Here is an 18,339-nt window from a genome sequence, read left to right as displayed (position 1 = left end):
TAAGATGAAAGCAAAATGGATGCTGCCAATCGTTTTTACTTCCGTACTAATTTTGGGGGCTTGTGGAGGCTCAAAAGAAAAGAGTACATCAAGCCCTGATTATGAACTAGAAAATGTCTCTTTTCCATTGAAAGAAAAAGTATCTTTAAAAATGATGTCTCAAAGTGCCCCTTTGGCTCCCAATGATCCTAATGACAAATTGATTTTCCAACGATTAGAAGAAGAGACCAATCTCCATATTGATTGGACAAACTACAGTAGTGATTTTGCCGAAAAAAGAAATTTGGATATCGCTAGTGGTGATTTACCAGATGCCATCTTCAACGCCGCTGCAGGTGACTATGATTTATTAAACTGGGCGGAAAGTGGTGTTATTGTACCGATTGAAGATTTGATCGAAGATTATATGCCAAATCTGAAGAAAATTTTTGATGAAAACCCCGAATACCGACAAATGTCTACTGCACCTGATGGTCACATTTACTCTATGCCTTGGATTGAAGAATTAGGCGAAGGAAAAGAGTCGATTCATACAGTAAATGGGATGGCTTGGATCAACAAGGAGTGGTTGGATAATTTAGGTCTTGAAATGCCGCAAACCACTGATCAGTTGATGACTGTGTTGGAGGCTTTCAAGACGCAAGATCCAAATGGTAATGGTGAAGCAGATGAAATTCCTTTTAGCTTTATTAACAATGGAGGAAACGAAGACTTAAAATTTTTAATGGGGGCATTCGGTCTAGGTGATAATGATGACCACTTAGTCGTTGATAACGATGGCCAGGTACAATTTACTGCTAACAAAGAAGGGTATAAAGAAGCCATCAAATATTTCAATGAAATGAATAATAAAGGTCTTATTGATAAAGAGGCTTTCGAACAAGATTGGAATACGTATGTTGCCAAAGGGAAAGAACATAAGTATGGCGTGTACTTTACTTGGGATAAAGCAAATATCACGGGTGCAGATGATAGTTATGACGTCTTGCCAGTCTTAGCGGGACCAGATGGAACGAAACACGTTACTCGTACGAATGGCATGGGTTTCTCAAGAGATCGTTTCGTAATTACTAGTGCGAATAAAAACTTGGAACTTACAGCTAGGTGGATAGATAAAATGTATGAACCGTTACAGTCTGTCCAAAATAACTGGGGAACCTACGGTGATGAAGCACAGGCGAATATTTTTGAATTAAAGGATGGTATGTTAAAACATTTGCCTTTAGAGGGGACAGCACCGGGGGAACTAAGACAAAAAACCGAAGCTGGAGGACCATTAGCAGTTCTTGATTCTTATTACGGCACAGTCACGACTATGCCAGATGATGCGAAGTGGCGTTTAGATTTGATGCATGACACGTATTTGCCATATATTACAGAAGACAATATCTATCCACGTGTCTTTTTAGAAAAAGAAGAAACAGATCGATTAGCAAAAATCGAAACGGATATGTGGGATTACATCTATCGCAAAAGAGCAGAGTGGATCACCGGCGGTAAAATCGATGAAGAATGGGAAGAATACCTTGCTGAATTGGAACGTGTAGGTTTGGAAGAATGGATTCAAATAAAACAAACTGGCTATGATAATTTTTTGAAGGGAGCACAATAAGTGTTAGTAGAAGAAACGGCGATTTTGGATAAAGCAAATCGATTTATTGAAATGATGCGAGGAAAAGTTAACCCTCAGTATCGACAAAACTATCATTTTTCCGCACCCATCGGGTGGATAAATGACCCCAATGGGTTTATATATTACAAAGGGCATTACCATCTCTTCTATCAATACTATCCTTACGATAGTCGATGGGGGCCCATGCATTGGGGACATGCGCGCAGTAGTGATTTGGTCCATTGGGAAGATCTACCAGTAGCGTTAGCCCCAGATCAACCTTATGACAGCGGCGGGTGTTTTTCAGGAAGTGCAATTGAAAGAGACGGAAAACTATATTTATTTTATACAGGCTGTCAAGAAATTGATGGTATTAGCCATCAGCATCAATGTTTGGCGGTCTCTGAAGATGGTATTCATTTTAGCAAATACAGTGGTAATCCTGTGGTAGCAGATAAACAATTAGGTGAAAATGGGTTGATACAAGAATTTCGTGACCCTAAAGTAATTGTTCACAACGATGCTTACTATATGGTAGTAGCTACTAAATCTGCACAGTCTACTGGTAGAATAGTGATGTTTCAATCATCAGACTTGTATACTTGGCACTTTTACTCTGTGTTACTAGAAGGGACTTCAGAGCAAGGAATAATGTGGGAATGTCCTGATTTATTCCATTTAGACGGACGAGATGTCTTAATCATGTCACCGATACAAATCAAGAAGAACGGACTGGAATATCATAATATCAGTTCTACCATGGCTTGTATTGGTGAGGTAGACTGGGAAACAGGTCAGATGATAGTTGATAATTTCCATGAAATGGATTTTGGAATGGATTTTTATGCACCACAAACAACAACAGATCCTAATGGCGGACGGGTGATGATTGCTTGGATGCAGATGTGGGATCGTACATTGCCTACACATGAGTTAGGCCATCTTTGGGCAGGCTCTATGAGTTTGCCCCGAGAGTTAAGAGTGAAAAAAAATCGATTGGTACAAAAACCCATCTCAACTGTATATAGTCATTTAGTTTATCAACAAGGCAGTGAAAATATCGCAGTGACTGACACATCAGTCGTATTTCGAAACGCACTGTCGGATTCTTCATATTTACATCTAGTCGCAGATTTGGAGAAAGCAGAAGTTTTTACAATTGAATTACTGCGGTCTAAGACGGATTGTCTCAAACTAGCCTATGACACTGCTACACAGGTTTTTGAATTGGATCGTCAGAAACTAGGAAGAGAGCTTACAGGGGCGGAAGAAGACCCTCTGAATGTCCGAAAAGTTGAAGTACCTTTGATTGATAATCAGCTCGTTCTTGAGATTTTTAGAGATACCTCATCAGTTGAAGTCTTTATTAATGGGTTAGAAGTTATGACGGCTACTTTCTATGAGCTGGAAAAAGCTCGAGATATCTTGTTTCATTCGATTGGAGAAAGTCGTATTCAAGCTTTTGAAACAGCGAGTGTGAAATAAATGTTTGATTGCTTAGGCGATGTATCAATTATTTAATAGGTTTTGAAGGATAATGTTTTTAGAAAAGAACAGATAGCTAGATTTCCCATGGTTTTGCTATTAGTATTTTGAAAAAATTAGTAATTTATGACAAAATTCATTATACTAAACTTGTGCAGAAATGTGAGGGATCAACTATGAAAGCAACAATGAAAGATGTCGCAAAATTAGCAGGTGTCGGAGTAGGAACTGTTTCCCGGGTATTGAATAACGGTTCTGTTAAAGCTTCTACTAGAGAAAAAGTTGAAGCAGCAATGACAGAGTTAAACTATCAACCAGATTTTTATGCCCGGGGGTTAAAGATGAAGCATACGAACACGGTTGCTTTGATTCTACCCACTGTATGGCATCCATTTTTTGGCGAATTTGCCTACCATGTAGAAACAGCATTAGAAAGACAAAACTACAAGCTTTATTTGTGTAACTCCAGTGGGAATAGTGAAAAAGAACAAGAATATATCCAGATGGTCAGTCAAAATAAAGTAGACGGCATCATTGGAATTACTTATTCAGATATCGATGAATACATTTCGAGTAATCTGCCTTTTGTTAGTATTGACCGTTATTTCACTGAAGAGGTGATTTATGTGACCGCTGACAATGCGGCCGGTGGACGTTTGGCTGCAAATGAACTTTATCGCCGAGGATGTCAGAATGTAGCATATATCGGTGGGTACCAAGAAACACCGAATGAAACGAAGAGTCGTCGAAAATATTTTGAGATTGAGTGCCGTCAATTGGGGATTTCCTATAAAGCGTTAGATATGTTAGAACCTTTAGACCATCTCTCAGAACGTGTAACAAATTTTTTGTTAGAGAATCCCGATATCGATGGTATTTTTACGATCAACGATCCAATGGCATTAGCTGTCATTGATATGCTTGAAAAAATAGGGAAAAACGTACCAGAGGATGTCCAAGTTATCGGATTTGATGGTCAAAAGATGACAGAAGGAGATCCTTATCTAGTCTCAACGATTGCCCAACCTACAAAGCAAATGGCGGAAGTGGCAGTGGCAAAATTAATTGCTGTCATTAATGGAGAGACAGTAGAAAAACGTACCGTATTGCCGATTGAATTTGGCGAAGGTGGCACAACGAAACCTTTAGTGAGAAACGATTTTGCTTAGTGCAAATACGTTTCTTTTTTTGAAAATGAGTGAATGAAAGGTGTAGATAAAATGTTATATGGTGGAATAGAAGCTGGTGGAACAAAGTTTGTCTGTGGGATTGGTAATGAACAATTACAAGTGATAGAACGGAAAAGCTTTCCAACCACAACACCAGAAGAAACGATGAAGCAAGTGTTTGATTTCTTTGATAAGTACAAAGGAAATATCGCATCAATTGGTGTAGGAGCATTTGGGCCTATTGATATTCAAATCGAATCAAGAACTTACGGATATATCACCAACACTCCGAAGGTAGCTTGGCAAAATTATCATTTTGTAGGAGCTTTGGAAAACGCCTTGTCGGTTCCCATCTATTGGACTACCGATGTAAATGCTGCTTGTTATGGAGAATATATGGCAGGTTATGGAAAAGGTAAAAATAGTGTTCTGTATTACACCGTTGGTACTGGTGTTGGTGGTGGTGCTGTAGTCGATGGAAAAATAGTCGCAGGTTTCAGTCATCCTGAAATGGGACATATGCTCTTACAACGTCATAATGAAGATCAATTTGAAGGGATCTGTCCTTTTCATCATGATTGTTTGGAAGGGTTAGCCTCAGGACCCGCGATTGAAAAACGCTTTGGAAGAAAAGCCCAAACCATTTCATTTGATCATCCTTATTGGGCGATTGAGGCAGATTATCTTGCTCAGTGTGTGTATAACACAACTTTACTATATGCACCGGAAGTAATAATTTTAGGTGGGGGTGTAATGAAACAGCCACAACTACTCGAGTTGATTCGCCAAGCGTTTAAAGAAAAAATGGGTTCCTATGTGGATACCCCTACTCTCGAAGAATACCTACTAACTCCAATGCTTGCTGACGATGCAGGTTTGATCGGCTGCTTAGCTTTAGCAATAAAGAAGTTGGAACAATAGCAGCATGTTAAAGAACGTGTGAGAGAGTTTTTATAGCAGTTAGGATAGATAAAAAGGTTAACTAAAATGTGAGCTAGAAAAAAGGATGGCTAATAATAGATGTTCATATGTATCTTTTTCGTAATCGAATGTTGCGAATAAGAATTTTTTCTTTCGTTCTATACTATTGTCTAGTTGCCTCAAATTGCTTCTTAATGCTTGGGTTTTGTTTTATCATAGATATTCAGTATAGAAATACACGATGTGAAAATCTATTATTCTTCTCGGTAGTTTATTGCTTCTAGTTGGGATGATTGCGTAGAAACTTAACGTCAGTTAAAGCGCGTCACGAATAGTAGTAACGAGAACTAATGAGACATTAGAATGTTATAAGAAACCCGTCAGAAGAGTCTGCCTGACGGGTTTTATAATTATTAGAAGGCTTGCTATTCCTCACAGCTCCGCAATCTTCCGTACGGTATTGATGGTCCGAATCGTAATCTGTTTACCGACGCTGGTGCCGGCTGTTTTTTTCCACCAATTGGTTTTTTGATAGTCTTTGCGGATGTAGGACCAGAAGACGACGTCTTTGTAAGGGAAAACCTGTTCAAGGTCGGCATTTGGAGCCCCGAGTTTTTCAGATAACACCTCGTAGGTCAGTGAAGGCATCAAAAAGATCAGGTTGTCATAGATGGTTTTATCTTCCGTTCCTGACCAGTCAGGTATATGGGTCAAGCGTTCCTGCAGCTCTGTTTGGCGAATGATATAAATAGCGATATCAAAGGAAAAGTCGTGTTTGACCATTGCTTTAATCATTTCGGCAAGGGCTTGTGGATCATACCCTTCACTGGAAAAAATCACATTGCCGCTATTCAAATAAGTGACCACATCTCTAAACCCTAGTTCTTCAAAACCGGCTTTCAATTCTTTCATAGAAATTTTGTTCTTTCCACCGACATTGATGCCTCTTAATAAAGCGATGTATCGTTGCATGGCTAGACCCTCCTTTAAAACGCTTCTTTTAGCTGATTATAGAATGGATGGAGCGGAAGCACAATCCTGGCTTCTCAGCTACCCAAAATACGTGAGCGAGAAGCGATTAATGCAAGCTTATTGGTGGAGTGGCTGTGGCGTACGTATTTTTGCACTGCTGATTAGTAAAAACGAAGAAACAGCCTATAGATGGTAATACCCCTCACAAATTTGCTAAAGCAAGCGAATTTGTGAGGGGCACTTTAAGTTGTTTTCTCTATTTCTGGTTTCATTGTTAATCCACCGCAATCTTCACAGACACTGTCTGTACGGGGACATCATAAAAGGGATCTTCTCGTCGGCCTAAAAAGTCTTGGGCTTGCTGAGGGAAGAGGGCGTACATCAGCACGTCTTCTTCGCTTTTGGCATACTCAGCGATTTCTTCCTTGAAGGCTGGCAATTGCGGTGCCAGTAGATCAGCTGGTCTGACAGTGATCACTTCAGCATCTCCGATAATTGTTTCTTTGATTTCGTCGCTGATGGGTGCTGGCGATTGTCCATAAAGTCCTTTGACGTAATCTTTGATCTCACTTGGGACAAGTTTGTAGCGTTCTCCTGAAATCACATTCATCAAGGCTTGAGTGCCGACCATTTGCGACAATGGGGTCACTAGCGGTGGATAGCCCAAGTCCGCTCTGACTTTTGGTACTTCTGCTAGGACTTCTTCATACTTGTCTTGCAATCCTTGTTCCGTCAATTGGCTGAGTAGGTTCGACAACATGCCGCCAGGTACTTGATAGATCAAGGTTTTGGGTTCGATGTCTTTGACTTTTGGATTCAGCAGCCCTTCTTCACGGAAACGATCACGAACGGGATTGAAATGTTCTGCAATCTCAGCGACTTTCTGCAAATCAAGTCCAGTAGCAAAGCCGCAATCTTCTAAGGCGATCGCCACAGATTCGGTCGCTGGCTGACTGGTGCCGCCAGCAAAAGAGGAGATGGCAGTATCAATGATGTCTGCGCCAGCTTCCGCAACTTTCAAGTAAGTCATCTCAGCAATGCCGCTGGTGGCATGGGTATGGACTTCCAGCGGCAGATCGACCGCGTCTTTGATTCGGCTGACCAACTCGTAGCCGGTTTGCGGCGTCAAAACGCCTGCCATATCTTTGATACAGATAGAATCTGCGCCGAGGTCTGCCATTTTGTTGGCAAGGTCAACGAAGTAATCCACGGTATGGATCTGGCTAGTAGTATAAGAGATCGCCGTTTGACAGTGTCCACCGGCTGCTTTTGTGGCACGGATGGCAGTTTCCAAATTGCGGACATCATTTAAAGCATCAAACAAACGAAGAATGTCGATGCCGTTTTCGACCGATTTGGTCACAAAGTCAGCAACGACGTCATCGGCATAGTTTTTGTAGCCTAAGAGATTTTGTCCCCGTAAGAGCATTTGCAGTTTGGTCTTTTTCACTTCTTTGCGGATTGCGCGCAATCTTTCCCATGGGTCTTCATTTAAAAAACGCAGGCAAGCATCGAAGGTCGCGCCGCCCCACATTTCAAGGGCATGATAGCCTGCTTGATCCATGGTTTTTAAAATCGGCAGCATATCGCTGGTAGGCATTCGCGTGGCGATCAGACTTTGTTGGCCGTCCCGCAAGACGGTTTCGGTAAATTGGATTTTTTTCATTCTTTCACTCTTTCCTGAATGATTTTACGGATCTGCTGCTGCATGTCTGCTACGCTATGGGTTCTAGAACGGCCACAAACTTTGGCGTCTTGTTCACAGATGTAGCAGCTTCTTGCAGGCAGTCCAATTTCGGTGCGGCTGATAGGTAAAAGCTGGTCTTGGGTTTTGGTTAAGACATCCAGATCCACCAACCGGCCGTAAGGATGATTGGTCTCAATCTGAACCATCATTCGTTTTAGTTCATAAGGATCTGTGGGCAGTACGAGATAATATTCTGGTCCGGTCTCCAAACTGCGGTAGAGGTTTGCCAGTGGAATTAGTTCCTTGACGACCTCTTCGATTTCCGTAATGAGTTCTTCAAAAACTGCGGTCAATGGGGCAGAATTTTTCACGGGACCAGGAATATTCATGGTGGCAACAAGTAATGCCGCTTTTTCATCTGCAGCGAGAAGCTCCCGTTGAAGGGAGCTTCTATTTTCTCGCGCCTGCAGCATGTCGGTTAGCGTCACAGGGGTTCCTGAAAATAGGGCATCAGACATTTTTGACCACATCAATGATCGTGCCATCGCGGTATTCGATCAAAGCGACGGTTTTTTCCCCGTACTTGATTGGTTCGGGTTGACCCACGATACTGTAGGCTTTTTCTTTTAGCTCTTCAATGGTGTATTGGGGAATATCCAATGCTTCAAAATGGCTGATCAGGTCTTTGCGAGCAGGATTGATGGCGATCCCGATTTCTGTGACAACGACATCAATGCTGGCGCCTGGCGTGACGATCGTGTTGACGGTATCGACGATCGTTGGGATCCGTCCCCGCACGAGAGGAGCGATCACTAAGCTCATTTTGCACGCCATACTGGTATCTGAGTGGCCGCCAGAAGCACCGCGGATCACACCGTCAGAACCGGTGATGACATTGATGTTGAAATTCGTGTCGACTTCCAATGCGGAAAGAATGGCGGTATCCAATTGATTGATAAACGCCCCTTTGCTTAACGGTGAGGCATACATATTGGCATCGATCTCGTAATGATTGGCGTTTTTCCCTAGCGATTGTGCGGAAGGATGATCGAAGTCTTGGACATCGATCAGTTTTTCCACTAATCCTTCTTCTAACAGTTCCACCATGGCATTGGTAATGCCGCCAAGGGCAAAGCTAGCTTTGATCTCATCTTTGATCATTGCTTCGCGTAAAAAACGAGAAACAGCTAATGCGGCACCACCTGTTCCAGTTTGGAAGGAGAAGCCTTGTTGGTAATAAGGCGAGCTGGTGATGACCTTGGCTGCATACTCAGCAATCAGCAATTCTTTTGGATTTTTGGTAAAGCGGGTCGCGCCTTTTGCGATCCCTGCAGGATCACCGATGGCGTCGACTTCCACGACATAATCGACATCCGTTTGGGGAATGCTGATTGGGGTATTTGGAAACGGCACAAGGGTGTCGGTGATGATCACGACTTGGTCGGCGTATTTTGCATCGACCATCGCATAGCCCAATGAGCCGCAGGTTGCTTTTCCGACAGTACCATTAGCATTGCCATACGCATCTGAGCTAGGCGCTCCTAAGAAAGCGACATCGATGTGGATATCGCCGGCGGCAATCGCACGAGCCCGACCGCCATGAGAACGGATAATGACTGGGGCATCCATAATGCCTTCGGAGATTGCGGCACCGACTTTGTCCCGCAGACCGCTGGAGGTGATATTGGTCACGACCCCAGATTTGATATGTCCGATCAATGGTTCATGGACATTGGCGATGGAACTAGGGGCAATCGCAAGATTCTTGATGCCCATTTTTGCGATCTCGTCCAAAACGAGATTCATGATAAAGTCCCCTTCGCGAAAATGATGGTGGAAGGAGATCGTCATGCCGTCCGTTAGCCCTGTTTTTTCAATGGCTTCACGAATACTGCCCACGACCTTGCTCTTGCCTGGCAGGACTGGCTCGATCTTGCGACTCGCTTCTTTGTAGGCATGGATATTGGCTGTTTCATTTTCAAAGACCCCGTATTGGTTGGCATAGCATTCAGGGATGTCTTTTCCTGCTTTGTTTAACACCATAATTACACTTCCTCCTCGGTAATCAATTTCGCTGCTTTGGCAAGGGCGATCACGCGTTCCGCTCGCTCAACGATTGGTTTATCGACCATTTTGCCATTCAAGGAGATCACACCAGAGCCTTTGCTTTCGGCTTCGCGAATGGCCCAGATCACTTCTTTGGCCTGTTGGATCTCGGCTTTTGAAGGCGCATAGATCCCATTGACTAGGGGAATCTGCCGTGGATTGATCACTGATTTTCCGTCAAAACCAAGTTGCTTGATGCGAGTCGTTTCAGCAATAAAGCCATCTGTGTCATTGATATCAGAAAAGACGGTATCGATAGCGGCGATCCCCGCAGCTCTAGCTGCATGCAAGATCATACTGCGGGCAAACAACAATTCTTGCCCATCTGGGTAGCGACGGGTTTTCATATTGGTGACATAATCTTCTGCCCCTAAAGCGATCCCGATCAAACGATCGGAAGCTGTAGCGATGTCTCGGGCATTTAAAACGCCTTCGGCAGACTCGATGGCAGCCATCATTTTGGTGGTTCCTACAGGCAGATCGTTTTCTTCTTCTACTTGTGTGATCACAGCGGCAACGTCAATGATGTCTTGGGCGGTTTCGGTTTTCGGTAGACGAATGACGTTGACCCCCGCTAGGACCATCGCTTCGATATCAAGGGCACCCACCGTGTCGAGGCCGTTGATGCGTACGACGGTTTCGATGGCAGAATAGTCAAAGGTTTTTAAGGCAAAATGCACCAGTGTCCGAGCGGAGTCTTTTTCATTCAAGGAGACCGCATCTTCTAAATCAAACATAACGGAATCGGCGCCATACAATGGTGCATCCCGTAGCATGGCAGCATTGGCTCCTGGTACAAACATCATCGTTCTTCTTAAACGTTCCATGTGTCGATCTCCTTCCAAGCATACTGTTCTTGTTCGGCGGCCCGATGAACGGCGGTCAGAGTTCGGGCTTTGATGGTACAGTCCAATGCGCCTTTATCGGTGGCAGTGATTTTGGCCTGTGTCACGCCTAGATGGTTCAGCGTCTCAAGGATGACGGCGCGAATTTGTTTGCCGAATTGTTTTTCGACACTGCTATCGAGGGTCAGCTCGATGGTTTGGGTTGTGGTAGGCTCGATCGCGATTAAGATATCACTGGATTCAACAGAGCCAGCAACCGCACTTTTTTTGATTTCCACTTATTATCACCTCTAAATATAGTTATGCTGCATTAAAAATGAGAACGTTGTTTCTGGTAAAAATTGCTGCAAGGAAAGTAAATCTTTTTCTGCAATCGCTTTCCGGACTTTTGTAGCCGAAACGGTTGATTGGTTGATCTTCAGACGGTCGATCACGATCAGTTCAAGCTCGGGTGAAAAAACGGCAGCCATTGCCTCGTTGTAGAGTTGGGTCACGGGCGAGTAAGGCTCTGAGCCTACAAAACGCGTAGTGATCGTCAACAGCGGGGCAATTTTTTCTTTGAAGAGGGTTGCATCAAAGGCGGCTTGTTTTTTGGCGATCGCCTCAGGTGCTTGCTCTTTCAAGAAATAACTGGGAAAGACCGCCGAAGAGACGAGATAGTTGTTGGTCGTCAGCACCGTTACATTTGGCAGATGAGCCACACCATCCGTCACCATCTGCAGCCGTTCGCTGGCAGAAAATTGCGAGCGGTCTTCTGATAAAACGAACACATAAACCTGTTCTTTTTGACTCGCAGCCGTTTCGACTAAGTACAAATGTCCTTTAGTAAAAGGATTAGCGTTCATGACGATCGCGCCGTTGTTTTGTCCAATTCGCTGCCGTTGCAGCTGTTGGGCATAGCTTTCAAAAGAAGGAACGCCTTGTTCCATGAACAAGATGTCTTGTGCTGCCAGCACTTCACGAAACCCGAGGGATTCAAAAAACAGGCGGTTTTTCGGTGCTGTATAGACGAAGGACTTGGTGAAGCCTTCGTCTTTGATATGATCGCTAAGGTGCGAAATCAATTGCGTCAACAGCTGTTCGGAGCGTCTTTTTTCACAGACCACTACATACTTGATGATATTGGCATAGCAAGAAGCAGTAGCAATCAAGGTTTGCTGGTCAAAAATGCCAACGGTATAGGCTACCTCTTCACCGACGGCTAAGCCAGCACGGGTGATCAATTTTTGCCATTGCAAAAAGACTTCTGGATCTTTTTGCAGCCAGATTCTTTTCAGGGTATACATACAATGCCTTCTTTATTTTTTTACTGGGAAGAGCTTCGACAAAAGCAAGGATGCGAAGTAGATGATCAGGATCACGACAAAGACGCCGCCCCAACCGAATAACAACAATTCAAATGAAGTCAGTAAATCTTGACTCATAGTTTTCCTCTCCTTTCTAGTGACCTAAGCAATCAGTGCCAGCAGTAAGCCACCGGCGATGACCGAAGCAATCTGTCCTGAAACGTTGGCACCGGCTGCATGCATCAAAATAAAGTTTTGCGGATCTTCATCTGTCGCCATTTTTTGGATGACCCGACTAGACATTGGAAACGCAGAGATACCAGCGGCACCGATCATTGGATTGATTTTTTCTTTACGGAACAAGTTCAGCACTTTCGCAAACAACACGCCGCCGACCGAGTCCATCACGAAGGCAACCAGCCCTAAACCAATAACCATCAATGTATCGACTTGTAAGAATTCTTCATATTGCATTTTCACAGAAATTGATAAACCTAGGAGGATACTAATGATATTCACTAGTTCATTTTGAGCAGTGATGGACAAGCGATCCAAGACACCACATTCCCGCAAGAGATTCCCGAACATCAAAAATCCAACCAGTGGCAATGAAACAGGCGCAATCAACCCTGCTACGATCGAGATCACGATCGGGAACAAAATTTTGGCCGTTTGCGAAACTTCGCCGGCACGATACGACATACGAATTTTTCGTTCATGCTTGGTCGTCACTGCTTTGATGGCAACCGGTTGAATGATCGGTACTAGCGCCATGTAAGAGTAAGCTGCTACCATGATCGCACCCATATATTTCGAGTTCAGCGTATTTGCGACAAAAATCGAAGTCGGACCGTCAGCAGCGCCGATGATCCCGATGGAAGCTGCGTCGTTTAAATCAAAACCAAGCAACACGGCAACGATGATCGTAAAGAAGATCCCGAATTGCGCAGCAGCGCCAAACAACAAAAGAAATGGATTTTGCAGCAAGGGACCAAAATCGATCATCGCGCCAATCCCGATAAACAAAAGCAAGGGGAACAATTCAGTTGAGATCCCCATATCAAACAATACTTGGAACGGGCCAGCTTCTCCGCCAGCACTTAACACACCTGAGTTCGGGAAGTTCACTAACAACGTGCCCAATCCCATGGGTACTAATAAGGTCGGTTCATATTCTTTCTTGATCCCCAAATACATTAATAGACCACCGATGAACATCATAACGATCCGTCCCGGCTCCGATCCTAACCCGACTACACCTTCAATTAACGTTTCCACTACGTCACTTCCTTTTCAATAAATTAGCCGATCGTAATCAGCAGTTCTCCTGGGTTGACCATGTCGCCCGCATTGACTGCAATCGCAACCACGGTTCCTGCTTTTGGTGCCACGATCTCATTTTCCATCTTCATGGCTTCTAAAATCATCAACGACTGATTTTCTTGTACAGTATCACCTACATTGACCAAGAGACGTAAAATCGTTCCCGGCATCGGAGAATGAATCGGCTCGCCATCAGCAGGAAGCGTAGCTGGCGCTGGCTGCGGTGCTACTTCTGGTTCTGGTGTGCTGACTGCCTCTGGTTGAGCAGGTACCGCTGCGGGAGCCGGTGTTGGCACTGCTGGGGCAGGAGCGGTAGGTTGCGGCGCACCGATTTCTTCCATTTCGACAAGGTATTCTTGCCCATCGATCGCTATTTTAAATTTACGTAACATGTTTTTCCCTCACTTGTTTTCATTTTTTTTGGCTATTTTTTTGATTGTGAACTGAGAATCAGGCAGCTCTCCTGCGGCAATACTGGCAGCAATCAGGGCGACTCGCCTAAAATCAGGATTACGCTTCTCAATTCTTCGAATGACAAACTGACTTTCAGGGTAACATTCAGCCCCTAGTGCGGCGGCTATCAGACTGACTAATGGATAATCTTCTGCAGGCGCTGGCTGATAGCTCGACACTTCTTGCCAATCAGACGCGGGTGGATCCGTTATCATTTCCTGTGGCTTCAAAGGGGAGCTGACAGCCGCATCAGGTTCATCATGCGTTTTTTTGAACAATCTTTTAATAAGATTCATGGGTTTCTCCTTTCTCAATGATTCGTTCCCTTTCATTATAGAAACTCCCGTTCAATCAGCGAGATTTATTTCGGCTAAAAATTGTTTTTTCAGTGTTCCTTTTTTTAAAAAAGAGCGAAAAACCGAGATAAACGTTGATTTATCAAGGTTTTTATTGCGTTAATATTCTGTTAAGAACTTTTTAAACGAAAAATAAGATTTGAAAAGAGAAATTGTTTTTTTGCTGTTCTTTTTTTAAACGGGTCTTTTTTTCTATTTCTTGATTGTTTATTCTTAGACGTGTAAAGCATTCAATAACATTATTTCCTTTAATAAAAGAAAAAGATTCACAAACTAGTGACGCTTGTCGCTAACAAATTACGGGCCTGTAATTTTTTTAAAATGTTTTTTGATAACGCTTACACATTTCGATGCATGAAAGGAAGAAGAAAATGTTCTTAACGATTTTATCCTATGCTATGATTATTGTCTTCATGTTCGTCATCATGAAGAAAAAAATGTCACCCTTTACATCCTTAGTAATTATCCCATTACTATTTACCCTCGTTGCGATGGTTGCTGGTGTTTCAGAAAAAGGCAATATCGGTGATTTTGTCCTTGAGGGAATCTCCACCACAGCCAACACAGGGATCATGTTGCTGTTTGCGATTTTGTACTTTTCGATTATGTTGGATGCGGGATTGTTTGATCCAATCACGAAAAAAATGATTTATTTTGCTAAAGGCGATCCGATGAAAGTCTTGATGGCAACGGCAGTCGTTGCCGCTGCAGTCTCTTTGAACGGTGATGGAACGACCACGACCTTGATCTGTTGTTCTGCGTTTATTCCCATCTATAAGAAGTTGAATATGAAAATGATGAACCTTGGTGTCTTGATCATTTTGCAAAATACCATCATGAACTTGTTGCCATGGGGCGGACCAACTGCTCGGGCAATGGCCGTGCTGGAAGTCGATGCGGATATTCTTTCTTATCTGCTGCCAGGAATGATCTTGTCTTTGCTCTATGTGGTTTTCTTTGTGGCTCGCAGAATGGGGATCCAAGAACGGAAACGTTTAGGGGTTACCGAGCTGACGAATGATGAGATTTTAGAAATGACAACTGTGACTGATCCTGATACATTAGCGATCCGCCGTCCGAAAAACTTTGTCTTCAACGGTATCTTAACAATCGTCTTGATTGGCTGGTTAGTAGCAAGCTCCTTTATCTCTAGTATCGCTTTACCGCCAATCTTGTTATTCCTTGTAGGTACGTGTATTGCATTGATGGTCAACTACCCAATCTTGAAAGACCAGTCGTCACGGATCGGTGCCAACGGCGGCGACGCTGTGCAAGTCGTAATTTTAGTTTTTGCAGCAGGCGTCTTCATGGGCTTGTTCCAAGGCTCAGGGATGGCAACGGCTTTGGCGAATAGCTTCACGCAAATCATCCCTAAACAATTGGCTGGTTTCTGGGGATTAGTCATTGCCCTGATTTCTGCACCTGGGACCTTCTTTATTTCCAATGACGGATTTTACTTTGGGGTCCTGCCAGTCTTAGCAGAAGCAGGTCGTTCGTATGGTTTTACCAATATGCAGATGGCCTTGGCGTCCTTAATGGGCCAAGCGTTCCACTTGTTAAGTCCATTGGTTGCCTTCATCTACTTGCTGTTGCGCTTGACGGGCTTAGATATGGGGCAATGGCAAAAAGAAGCGGCGAAATACGCACTGGGGATTTTCGTGATCTTCGTCGTTACGATCGTGCTATTAGGTCACATGCCGTTTTATATTCCACAGTAATTTCATACAGAAACTATCGAGCAGGCTGCCATTTTGCTCGGTAGTTTTCCTTGTTTATCGATAAACTTATTTTTTCCCAAAAATCTCATTTGTTTTTAGTATGATAGGAGTAAATCATGAATCCAATTATTGATGCAGTAAATAAAAATCTGGATCTGACCAAAAATAAACCATTAAAAGATTTGATCTATGAAGCATTCAAAAAAACCATCATTTTAGGAGATATTCCCGCAGGCTCTCGCATCAATGAGAAAGAATTTTCCGATACGCTAAATATCAGCCGAACCCCGATTCGTTACGCCATGACTCAGCTCGTGGCTGAAAAACTGGTGGAGCATGTGCCAAAAATCGGCATCGTCGTAAAAGGGATCAGTATCAAAGATGCTTATGAGATTTACGATATCCGCAAATCATTGGATACGTTAGCGACCATCAAAGCGATGGACTTGATGACTGAGGAAGATTTCCAGGAGATGCGCTGCTTGTTAGAACATGGCGAACAGCTGAATCGTGAGGATGATGTGGATGGGGTCTTGAAAAACTTTTCGGACTTCAATGCGTTTATTTACGAAAAAAGTCAAATGCTGCGGTTAAAAAGTATCGTGCTAGATCTGCAAGCGTACCTCGTGTATTTTCGTGACATTGCGATTCGCTCTTCTAGAAGAAGGGATGCGGCATTGGCGGAACATTGGCTGATTTATCGCGGCATGAGAACCAATGACACGGAACAGATCACGTTGTTGACCCATGAACATTTGGATCACTCCCTGCAATTTATTCTTGCTGAAATGGAGCGAAGAAAAATTGACTGATTCCCGTCTTTTTATCGCCAGCAGCTATGCAGTCAATGCGCTGCATTATGAGGTAGCGTTAGCACCCAAGCCTGGTTTAGTAGATCCTTGCTCCTCTGGTGCGCATCAGGACATGAATGTGTTTACCTTTATCAACAGTATCACTTGTTTGGCGCCTTTTTTTCAGCGCTATAGCCAAGCGGGCTTTGCCCATACAGGCTCGCTGATCCAGCTGTTTGACCAGTTACGTGGGATCGGTCAAGAAGCAGAAACAGCGATGCTTCGGGCAACCAAAGGCATCAATACCCACAAAGGGGCGAACTTTTCCTTTGCAGTTTTGTTGGGGGCGACAGGAGTCTATTATCAACAAAATGGCAAGGCGGAGCTGATGGCTGAAGATACCAATCAGATCCTGCAGCTTGCCGCTGATATCTGCCAGCATTTGGTCAAGCAAGACCTGCAGCAAATCACCCACAAAGACCAATTGTCTTATGGGGAAAAAAATTATTTGACCTACGGCACGATGGGGATTCGTGGAGAAGCTGCAGCTGGGTATCCAACGGTCAAAAAACTGCTGGAGTACTTGCGGCAGCAACCGCAAAAAACCTCCGTTTCCTTGTTGCGCGGGTTAGTCTATCTAATGAGTGAAACCGAAGACAGCAACCTCGTCCATCGAGGAGGTTACGAGGCGATGAAGACGGTACAGCAGGAGATGCAAAAAATTCACCAAGCCAATCTGTCAGATACAGACTTGCTTCGTGAATTAACGATCTATGATCAAGTATTGATTGCACGCCATTTGAGTCCCGGCGGCTCGGCGGATCTTTTAGCCTTGGCGCTTTATTTCTTGCAGCTAGAAGGCGTCTCCTTCTGGTAAAAAGGTATAGCCGATCCCCCAAACGGTTTTTAAAAAGCGGGCGTGCTTCGGCTCATCTTCAATTTTGTTTCGCAGATGATTGATAAAAACCATCACGGTATTGGCATCGAATTGGCCATCTTGCCAGACATTGCTGTAAATCTGTTCTTTCGAGAACACTTGATCTGGATTTTCCATGAAAAAGCGCATCAGCATGATTTCTTTTGAAGACAACTTGATGGGCTGATCATTTTTGAAAAACTGATAGCGTTTTTGGTCAAAACGAAACATGCCGCTGCACAGATCGCCTTCCGGTTTGGCGATCCCTTTTTCTCGCAGCACGTTGCGGCGATCAAGAATCGAAACGATTTGTGCTTTTAAGAGTGCCGGTGAAAAAGGCTTCGTAATGTAGTGATCGGCGCCAATCTCATAGCCGTTGATCATGTCTTTTTCGTCACTTTTTCCGCTCAAAAAAACGATCGGCACCGTGGGGTTTTCTTCCCGAATCAGTTGTGCCAAATGATAGCCGTCATTTTCATGCTCTAAACTGATATCCAGTAAAAAAAGATCAAAGCTGACACGAGAGTTGATCGCAATCGTTTTTTCAACGGAATCGGTCTGGTAGATCAAAATACCCGTCGACTGTAAAGATTTCCAAATCAGCCGCCGAATGGCAGGGTCATCATCAACGATTAAAATTTTTTCATCTCGCAAAATATCCGCCTCCTGTATCAATAGTATTATAGTAAATATGAAAGG

General features: G+C 43.7%; 19 protein-coding genes. 7 read left to right on the top strand and 12 right to left on the bottom strand.

Annotation, left to right across the window (positions count from 1 at the left end):
• The first annotated feature begins 4 nt into the window (after positions 1–4).
• From IGI76_RS16045 to IGI76_RS16030, 4 genes are all read left to right on the top strand, one after another.
• Positions 5–1,612 (top strand): ABC transporter substrate-binding protein, encoded by a 1,608-nt coding sequence (locus tag IGI76_RS16045; RefSeq protein ID WP_002323465.1) that lies wholly within the window; start codon positions 5–7, stop codon positions 1,610–1,612.
• Positions 1,613–3,097 (top strand): glycoside hydrolase family 32 protein, encoded by a 1,485-nt coding sequence (locus tag IGI76_RS16040; RefSeq protein WP_081117104.1) that lies wholly within the window; start codon positions 1,613–1,615, stop codon positions 3,095–3,097.
• Positions 3,098–3,273: 176 nt separating this feature from the next.
• On the top strand, positions 3,274–4,266 hold the full coding sequence (locus tag IGI76_RS16035) for a LacI family DNA-binding transcriptional regulator (RefSeq protein WP_015510589.1): 993 nt from the start codon (positions 3,274–3,276) through the stop codon (positions 4,264–4,266).
• 51 nt (positions 4,267–4,317) lie between these two features.
• Entirely contained in the window at positions 4,318–5,187 is an 870-nt protein-coding gene (locus IGI76_RS16030) for an ROK family protein (protein ID WP_010748897.1), read from the top strand.
• A 432-nt stretch (positions 5,188–5,619) separates the two neighbouring features.
• Here IGI76_RS16030 and IGI76_RS16025 read toward each other — a convergent pair whose 3' ends face one another.
• From IGI76_RS16025 to IGI76_RS15975, 11 genes are all read right to left on the bottom strand, one after another.
• Positions 5,620–6,159: a DUF1697 domain-containing protein gene (locus tag IGI76_RS16025; RefSeq protein ID WP_010748898.1), complete on the bottom strand. Its 540-nt coding sequence runs from the start codon at positions 6,157–6,159 to the stop codon at positions 5,620–5,622.
• Positions 6,160–6,433: 274 nt separating this feature from the next.
• The gene (locus IGI76_RS16020; protein ID WP_010748899.1) at positions 6,434–7,825 is read right to left on the bottom strand and encodes an oxaloacetate decarboxylase subunit alpha; all 1,392 of its coding nucleotides are present in this window, start codon (positions 7,823–7,825) and stop codon (positions 6,434–6,436) included.
• The gene (gene citX / locus IGI76_RS16015; RefSeq protein ID WP_026008125.1) at positions 7,822–8,376 is read right to left on the bottom strand and encodes a citrate lyase holo-[acyl-carrier protein] synthase; all 555 of its coding nucleotides are present in this window, start codon (positions 8,374–8,376) and stop codon (positions 7,822–7,824) included. Before citX ends, IGI76_RS16020 begins: the two co-directional genes overlap by 4 nt.
• Positions 8,357–9,889 carry a citrate lyase subunit alpha gene (gene citF / locus IGI76_RS16010; protein WP_010748901.1) on the bottom strand — a complete coding sequence of 511 codons (1,533 nt, stop codon included), beginning with the start codon at positions 9,887–9,889 and terminating at the stop codon, positions 8,357–8,359. Before citF ends, citX begins: the two co-directional genes overlap by 20 nt.
• A gap of 2 nt (positions 9,890–9,891) precedes the next feature.
• Entirely contained in the window at positions 9,892–10,779 is an 888-nt protein-coding gene (gene citE, locus IGI76_RS16005) for a citrate (pro-3S)-lyase subunit beta (RefSeq protein ID WP_005230463.1), read from the bottom strand.
• A complete protein-coding gene (citD, locus tag IGI76_RS16000) occupies positions 10,767–11,075 on the bottom strand; it encodes a citrate lyase acyl carrier protein (protein ID WP_005230465.1) in 309 nt (102 codons plus the stop codon). The genes citE and citD overlap by 13 nt, the downstream gene beginning before the upstream one ends.
• A 12-nt stretch (positions 11,076–11,087) precedes the next feature.
• Complete coding sequence (gene citC / locus IGI76_RS15995) at positions 11,088–12,083, bottom strand: [citrate (pro-3S)-lyase] ligase (RefSeq protein WP_081117101.1); 996 nt, start codon at positions 12,081–12,083, stop codon at positions 11,088–11,090.
• 12 nt (positions 12,084–12,095) lie between these two features.
• On the bottom strand, positions 12,096–12,221 hold the full coding sequence (locus IGI76_RS15990) for an OadG-related small transporter subunit (RefSeq protein WP_008381833.1): 126 nt from the start codon (positions 12,219–12,221) through the stop codon (positions 12,096–12,098).
• A 24-nt stretch (positions 12,222–12,245) separates the two neighbouring features.
• Positions 12,246–13,361 carry a sodium ion-translocating decarboxylase subunit beta gene (locus IGI76_RS15985; RefSeq protein ID WP_010748903.1) on the bottom strand — a complete coding sequence of 372 codons (1,116 nt, stop codon included), beginning with the start codon at positions 13,359–13,361 and terminating at the stop codon, positions 12,246–12,248.
• Between the two features lie 23 nt (positions 13,362–13,384).
• Positions 13,385–13,798, bottom strand: a complete 414-nt coding sequence (locus tag IGI76_RS15980; protein ID WP_005230471.1) for an acetyl-CoA carboxylase biotin carboxyl carrier protein subunit — start codon at positions 13,796–13,798, stop codon at positions 13,385–13,387.
• 9 nt (positions 13,799–13,807) lie between these two features.
• On the bottom strand, positions 13,808–14,155 hold the full coding sequence (locus IGI76_RS15975; RefSeq protein WP_010748905.1) for a hypothetical protein: 348 nt from the start codon (positions 14,153–14,155) through the stop codon (positions 13,808–13,810).
• A gap of 431 nt (positions 14,156–14,586) precedes the next feature.
• Between IGI76_RS15975 and IGI76_RS15970 the strand changes: the two genes are divergently transcribed.
• From IGI76_RS15970 to citG, 3 genes are all read left to right on the top strand, one after another.
• On the top strand, positions 14,587–15,933 hold the full coding sequence (locus tag IGI76_RS15970; protein WP_010748906.1) for a CitMHS family transporter: 1,347 nt from the start codon (positions 14,587–14,589) through the stop codon (positions 15,931–15,933).
• 116 nt (positions 15,934–16,049) lie between these two features.
• Positions 16,050–16,745 (top strand): GntR family transcriptional regulator, encoded by a 696-nt coding sequence (locus IGI76_RS15965; protein WP_005230494.1) that lies wholly within the window; start codon positions 16,050–16,052, stop codon positions 16,743–16,745.
• Positions 16,738–17,601 (top strand): triphosphoribosyl-dephospho-CoA synthase CitG, encoded by an 864-nt coding sequence (gene citG, locus IGI76_RS15960; RefSeq protein WP_010748907.1) that lies wholly within the window; start codon positions 16,738–16,740, stop codon positions 17,599–17,601. The genes IGI76_RS15965 and citG overlap by 8 nt, the downstream gene beginning before the upstream one ends.
• Here citG and IGI76_RS15955 read toward each other — a convergent pair.
• Positions 17,578–18,294, bottom strand: coding sequence for a response regulator transcription factor (locus IGI76_RS15955; RefSeq protein WP_005230498.1), 717 nt, complete (start codon positions 18,292–18,294; stop codon positions 17,578–17,580). The genes citG and IGI76_RS15955 overlap by 24 nt on opposite strands.
• Positions 18,295–18,339 lie beyond the last annotated feature (45 nt).

It is taken from the genome of Enterococcus sp. DIV2449a, from assembly GCF_051711225.1.
GTDB lineage: Bacteria > Bacillota > Bacilli > Lactobacillales > Enterococcaceae > Enterococcus_D > Enterococcus_D casseliflavus.
Note: the sequence above shows the minus strand (reverse complement) of the source record. Positions and strands in the feature narration are given on the sequence as shown.